The sequence below is a fragment of the Streptomyces sp. NPDC002476 genome (assembly GCF_042889785.1).
Classification (GTDB): Bacteria; Actinomycetota; Actinomycetes; order Streptomycetales; family Streptomycetaceae; genus Streptomyces.
On the sequence record NZ_JBIARH010000089.1, the window covers coordinates 1 to 5,956 of the forward strand.

General features: G+C 67.1%; 8 protein-coding genes and 1 pseudogene. 4 read left to right on the plus strand and 5 right to left on the minus strand.

Going from position 1 to position 5,956, the window contains the following annotated elements:
• The first annotated feature begins 568 nt into the window (after positions 1 to 568).
• Positions 569 to 742, plus strand: coding sequence for a CsbD family protein (locus tag ACFYXM_RS36705; RefSeq protein ID WP_389296156.1), 174 nt, complete (start codon positions 569 to 571; stop codon positions 740 to 742).
• A gap of 297 nt (positions 743 to 1,039) precedes the next feature.
• Here the strand turns inward: ACFYXM_RS36705 and ACFYXM_RS36710 are convergent, their stop codons facing one another.
• On the minus strand, positions 1,040 to 1,390 hold the full coding sequence (locus ACFYXM_RS36710; RefSeq protein ID WP_389296159.1) for a hypothetical protein: 351 nt from the start codon (positions 1,388 to 1,390) through the stop codon (positions 1,040 to 1,042).
• Between ACFYXM_RS36710 and ACFYXM_RS36715 the strand changes: the two genes are divergently transcribed.
• Both ACFYXM_RS36715 and ACFYXM_RS36720 read left to right on the plus strand, forming a co-directional pair.
• A complete protein-coding gene (locus tag ACFYXM_RS36715; RefSeq protein WP_389296161.1) occupies positions 1,390 to 2,052 on the plus strand; it encodes a HemK2/MTQ2 family protein methyltransferase in 663 nt (220 codons plus the stop codon). The two genes, ACFYXM_RS36710 and ACFYXM_RS36715, sit on opposite strands and share 1 nt — an antisense overlap.
• A gap of 58 nt (positions 2,053 to 2,110) precedes the next feature.
• Complete coding sequence (locus ACFYXM_RS36720) at positions 2,111 to 2,296, plus strand: CDGSH iron-sulfur domain-containing protein (protein ID WP_389296162.1); 186 nt, start codon at positions 2,111 to 2,113, stop codon at positions 2,294 to 2,296.
• Here ACFYXM_RS36720 and ACFYXM_RS36725 read toward each other — a convergent pair.
• Positions 2,276 to 3,253 carry an iron-containing redox enzyme family protein gene (locus ACFYXM_RS36725; RefSeq protein ID WP_389296164.1) on the minus strand — a complete coding sequence of 326 codons (978 nt, stop codon included), beginning with the start codon at positions 3,251 to 3,253 and terminating at the stop codon, positions 2,276 to 2,278. The two genes, ACFYXM_RS36720 and ACFYXM_RS36725, sit on opposite strands and share 21 nt — an antisense overlap.
• A gap of 138 nt (positions 3,254 to 3,391) precedes the next feature.
• On the minus strand, positions 3,392 to 3,565 hold the full coding sequence (locus tag ACFYXM_RS36730; protein ID WP_389296165.1) for a hypothetical protein: 174 nt from the start codon (positions 3,563 to 3,565) through the stop codon (positions 3,392 to 3,394).
• Between the two features lie 385 nt (positions 3,566 to 3,950).
• Between ACFYXM_RS36730 and ACFYXM_RS36735 the strand changes: the two genes are divergently transcribed.
• Positions 3,951 to 4,883, plus strand: coding sequence for a Rieske 2Fe-2S domain-containing protein (locus tag ACFYXM_RS36735; protein ID WP_389296166.1), 933 nt, complete (start codon positions 3,951 to 3,953; stop codon positions 4,881 to 4,883).
• Between the two features lie 23 nt (positions 4,884 to 4,906).
• On the opposite strand, the pseudogene ACFYXM_RS36740 reads toward ACFYXM_RS36735, so the two are convergent.
• A pseudogene (locus tag ACFYXM_RS36740) lies at positions 4,907 to 5,094 on the minus strand (plasmid stabilization protein); the annotation flags it as partial.
• Positions 5,095 to 5,499: 405 nt separating this feature from the next.
• Entirely contained in the window at positions 5,500 to 5,763 is a 264-nt protein-coding gene (locus ACFYXM_RS36745) for a YetF domain-containing protein (protein ID WP_389296167.1), read from the minus strand.
• Positions 5,764 to 5,956 lie beyond the last annotated feature (193 nt).

Sequence of the window (5,956 nt, forward strand, 5' to 3'; positions counted from 1 at the left end):
TCTGCCGGGAACATCCCGCTTCGCGGGACGTTCCCGGAAACCAGCGCGAACCCCTATGAATCAGACCCGTCAGGGTTGACGAAACAGATAGGGGCCCCCCGATAACCCCGGCCACACGCGACAGATCGCCGACAGGCCGACCGCTGCCGACGCCTGCTGGAGCGGACCCGGCCAGCGAACAGAAGCCCTCCCTGTGCGTCCCCGCTTCCCTGCGGCGCGGCCATGACGGATGAAACCCGCTGGCTCGGCAACCACTTCGACGAAGTCGCCGACGCGGCGGCCCGCGTTTTCCGTCTGCTGTCGGCGCACCGCAGAACGTCCTGCCGCCGAGCAGCTCGCAGGTGCAGAGAACGTGGTGACCACACAGAACGTTCCCCTGAGAGTCCGGGCCAATCCCAAGTGGTCCGGATCCCGTGCCACACGCCCCGGAGCGGCCGTCCGTACCAGGCCCCAGCGAACCCCAGCCCCAGCCAGACGCCGCGTGAGCGCGACACCTCACCGATTGCGGCCTCAGAGTGATCGGCGCAAGGTGGATACGTCATCCCCTCCAGTGAAGGGCACAAAGGTCATGGGTAAGGCAAAGGCGAAGGCCAAGCAGGTCAAGGGCAAGCTGAAGGAAACCGCCGGCGGTGCCACGGACAACAAGGGCATGCAGGCAGAGGGCCGCGGCGAGCAATTGACGGGCAAGGCCCAGGAGACTGCGGCAAAGGCGGCTGAGCGGCTGAAGAAGTCCGGACGGTAGGACCTGCAATTGTGGGCCACGTTCCGGGCACACGGGTTTCACGGTCGGCGGGGCGCGGCTTGGTGCCGGCCTTGCAGGCCGGCACCAGGCGTCAGGTTTCGTTGCTCGGTGAAAGTTCGCTGACGTGCGGCGGTTTCGGGCGATTGCATCGCCGGGTCGCCGAGGCTGATTGCCTCACCTGGATTTCATCCTGCCTCCCATTGAGGAAAGTGCCGCCGTATCGACTCGGGGTTACCTCCTTGAGCCGAGTGGTGTCGTGACGCGTCCCACCGTGCGATGCCACCCTTCGGTGGTCGCTTAGAAGGCCGTGACGATGCAGCAGCTGTGCCAGAGGCATGACTCTGTCTCGGCTTCGGCGACAACCTCAACGAGCACGTGGTGGGCGCGCAGGGCGCGCAGGGCACGCAGGGCACGCAGGGCACGCAGGGCGCGCAGGGACTTTGCCGCCCCGTCGAGGAAGGGCTGCTGATGGTCACCGCCGACCTGAACCAGGGCGATCTCCGTGAAGCCCGCCTCGGCGCAGGCACGCACCGCCTCGACAAAAGTGCCGACGTCGTCACCGCACGGGATGAAATCCGCGATGTCGTCCGGGCGCACGAACTGCGAGGCTGCACGCCCTGCGTGATCTCTGAAAGTCGGTCGCGACATTGAAGTTCCTCCAGCCTCCGGGTGTTTACGCGCCACAGGAAGACACAGCCATGTTGATATCCGCTCTGCGGCGCGAGCATCTGTCACCCGGAGCGGAGGTACTCGACGTGGGTACCGGTACCGGCGCAGTGGCGATCGCCGCCGCCCGCTACGGCGCCGCCCGCGTGACCGCCATCGACACTTCCGCCGCGGCGGTGCTCACCACACGACTTAACGCACTGCTGTCCGGGTATGCACGGGTGCTCCGGACCAGCCGGGGCGACTTGACGGAGCCTGTGACCGGCCTGATGTTCGACCTGGTGCTCGCGAACCCGCCGTACGTACCGTCCGCGAACGCCCGCGTACCGCGTCGCGGTATTGCTCGGGCCTGGGAGGCGGGGATCGACGGCCGGGCGGTGCTCGACCGGCTCTGTGCCAAGGTCCCCGCTCTGCTGCGCCCCGGAGGTGTACTGCTCGCGGTCCACTCCGCGCTGAATAACCCAGCGATGACGCTGGCGCGGCTGGCTGAAGCCGGATTGGACGTGGCTGTGACCGACCGCCGGTTCGTTCCCTTCGGGCCTGTCCTGCGTGAACGGGCCGGCTGGCTGGAGACCCAGGGCCTGATCCAGCCCGGCCAGGAGAAAGAGGAACTGGTGGTGATCCGTGCAGAACGGCCGTACTGAACCGGAGACCGCACCTCGGGCAGCTGCACGGCGCGTCATGCAGGAGCCGGGCGGGCCCATGCTCGTGGAGGGGCCGGTCGAAGTGGTCCAGGAGGACGGCCACATTGCCCGCTCGGACCGGCCTGTCGTCGCACTGTGTACCTGCCGGCGGAGCCTCATCTTCCCTTGGTGCGACACGAGCCACCGCGGCCGGAAGAGGCCGAAGAAAGCCCCGCCGCCGGCCTCAGAGCGGTACACGGAGTGAGGACTCGGCGCCCCGCCATGCGCCGAGCAACTGCTCCCCGAACCGGTCTTCCAACCATCCGGTGGCCCCGATACCGAAGGCGACGTCCGGTGCCAGACCCGGCTCCTCCTGGAGCAGACCGGCGACGACCTCATGCCGTACGAGCTGCTCATGCACGGCGTCGGCCTCCACATGCTCCGCGTAGAAGTGGATGGCCGCAGGCCCGGCACCGGCCCGCTTCAATGCTTGCGCAAGGCGTCGCGACCCTGGTGGCGATGTGGTCTCCACCGAGGCGAAGTGACCGACCAGCGCACCACGGTGTGAGCGGTGGAGTCCAAAGAGTGACATGAGGTTGACGGTCGCGAGCATCTGCCGCGATCCGGCGTCGAGGTAGCGCCCGTACGAGGTGTCCAGGTTGAGGTCCGCCATCAGATCGGCGAACAGCTTCGAGTGGACCTGTTCCGCCCGTCCCGCTCCGAATTCGTCGTACTCCACAGCGGCCATTCCTGCCTTGGCCCGGCCCGTCAGGCGAGGGATCACCCACACGTGCGGATCGGCCTCCTTGAGGTGGTAAAGCGAGCGGTGGGCGGCGTACTCACGCAGATGCCACAGCTCGCCCTCGTCCCGCAGGAAGTACGACACGCCGTCGACGTCCGCCGGCTCCAGAACGAGTTCGTCCAGCGCCAGACCGACGTCCTCGGCCACCGGCACGTCAGCACGCAGAGCCGCCGTGAACTCCCGCTCCAGCGCGGCACGCACCCTGAGCAGTTCCGGATCCCACTCCCAGGCACCGTCCACACCGTCGAAGCCGCGGTAGTGCAACTCGTAACAGAGGTACAGGGCGAGCTGCAGGTCATCGCCGTACGGGTCAGCACCCGCTACCAGGGACGTGTCCGGCAGGCTGCGCCGACCCGGTTCCCGGCCGAGCGCCTCGATCAGAGCGGCAGACACCTCACCCCGGGTCTCCGGCAGCTTCATGGTCCTTCCTCTCCTCGGCCCGTCGGCTCGTTCCGTGGGGGCACCGCGAGGGAGAAGGAGTGCCCGGCGAGATCGGCAAAAGCGAAACGCCGCGCAGCGCACCGCCAGCCTTCGCCTCCATCGGCATTGCCCCGAGGCTCACCCCTTCTCGTTCCGCCTCATCCGGATCACCGTGTGCGACGAGTATCCGAAGATGCGCCTGCCGGGCGTCATCCGGCCGCGGCCGGCCGGGAGCGTCGTGGCCGTGGTCCCGGCGGATTGCCAGGTGCCCGCCTTGTAGCCGACAAGTTCCACAAAATCAGAATCGCTCACCACCTGAATTTCCGCATCGAGCAGTGCGCAGTGACGCGTAGAACTCCGCCAGGCTTCGGGCTCCGCGCAGTCCAGAACGAGGACACCTATCTTTGCAACGGACATTTTCTTTCGGGTACCCGCCGACGCTCAGAACACACTGGCGACGGCCAGTGTTTACGGGGACACGCTTCCGTTCCGTCGTCGAGAAACGCCTGGCTTTAGCGAGCAGTAGTCGACTGGGAAGAGGACGACGAAGAGCAAGGATACGAAGAAGAGGAGTGAGTGGAGGCACCGGTAGACCCTACAGGCATGATGACATCCCGCCCGAGACTCCTGCAGCCACCAGAGTGGAACGGAGCCGACGCCTGTTTGGGAATCGGCCGCACATGGCAAACCGCTCATCATGCGGCTTTCAGCGGGGTATACGAAATTCGCGGTTCTCGCTCCAAGCATCGGCACGGCGGCCGTCCGCACCGAGGACCTCTTTCTGAGGTCCCTCGATGCGCTGGGCCGCCTGAAGAAGCTTGATGTGGTGATCAGCCCTGTGCGGCGGTTGGTGCGCGGCGTGCCTCTGGGGCGCTACCGCGATGTGCTGCACGGTCTGCCGATCGGCCATCCCCTGCATCCCGCGCTGGTGCAGGTTCCGATGGGCGCGTGGTTTTCCGCCGCAGTGCTGGACGTCGTGCCCGGCACCCGGCGCAGTGCCCGCATCTTGGTGGGTGTGGGCCTCCTGGGGGCCGCGCCGGCCGCCTTGGCCGGCTGGGTGGACTGGGCTGAGCAGCACGAGGACCAGATGCGTACCGGACTGGTGCACGCAACGTCGATCGCCGCGGCCATCGGACTCTACTCGGGATCCTGGGTGCATCGCGGCCGTGGCCATACGGCATTGGGCAAGGCGCTCGGCTTTGCGGGGCTGTGTATGGCCGGCACCGGCGGGATGCTTGGTGGCCACCTCGCCTATCGCCAGGCCGCAGGCGCCAACAAGACGGCAGCGGTCCCGCATCTGTTGGAAGAGGGGTGGCACCCGGTCGGCAGAGTGGAGGACTTCCCAGTCGGCGAGGCCGTGCGGCGGGAGTTGGGCGAGGTGCCGTTGCTGGTGTTCCGTCAGCCGGGCGGCCGCATTCATGTCATCGCGGAGCAGTGCAGCCACCTGTCAGGGCCCCTGTCGGACGGGAAGATCACCGACGGCTGCGTGGAATGCCCCTGGCACGGCAGTGTCTTCCGGCTGTCGGACGGAGCGAACGTACGCGGGCCGGCCACCGCACCGCAGCCGTCCTTCCAGGTGAGCGTAGACAGCGACGGCACCATCCACGTAAAGCTGCCCGGCGCCGGCTGAACCACGCAATGACGTATCAGCGGCCCAGGGCGTTCCGAAGCTGCTTGTTGAGCGGAGACCTTGCTGGAGGTCTTCGACTCGCCCGAGCGCGCCCGCTTCTTGTTCACGGTGCGTGCGGCCCCTTCGCTCGCTTTGTGGACTCACCCCTCCTCGGCGCCCTCCTGTGCTCGTACTGACGCTCACGCTTCTTGCTCGAGCTGGCAGGCGTGATGTTGTCCTTGACCTGGCCAGGTGTCGTCTACGTCGATTAGCTGCGATGCGGACATGGCACATACCACCTCAGCCCTGAATGGTGTCTCCCCTGGTGCTGACCGTGCCGTCCTGCGGGGCGATCCGTCTCCCCCGGTTACTCTCGGCGCCAGAGCAGGAGTGTCGGCCCGTGTCCGGCCGCGGCACGGAGGACGGAGAACGCTCTCTCCGAGGCGAGTCCTCTTATGCCTGCTCAGCGCATGGGCGGAGGAACAACACAGTGGCTTCCCGCTTCTGCCGCCCGCTGTACGCTCGCCGCCGGAGGCGCCGAACGAGCATGCTGGCAAAAGGGTCGCGTCCACCTCGCAAGTCAACGCCATGGTTTCCACGCCCAGCCCGCCCCGGCCCGACAGACCACTGGCAGAGGTCACGGAACTGGGGACCTGTCCCCGAGGCGTGTCTCCAGCCTTTGGACATCCGCGCGGGTGGCGTTCTGTTCGGACGGCTTGAGCACGATCACCAATTGGCCGTCCGGCTCAAGGCGCCCCACGGCGACCATGCTGATGTCGTCGCCGTTCTGTAGGCGCACCGCGTGCTCGACTTCTGTGGGGCGCAGCGCCAGGTGCCTGAGCGCACCCGCGGCCGTCCTCGATGATTGTTGTCGGCTTTCCCTCCACCAGGCGTACAGCACGCTCGTTGACCGCCAGCCACCGGTTCAGTGCCGCGTTAACCGCAACCAGGGTGGTGGCGCCGATCGCGCCACCGAGCAGGCTGTTGTCGTTGCCGATGACTGAACCGCCGACTTATATGGGGAAAGCGGGACGCGGTCGGGTTGGCCGCTCGTAGCGTGCCGTAGGACGCCGGTCCGGGTGACTCGTGAACCG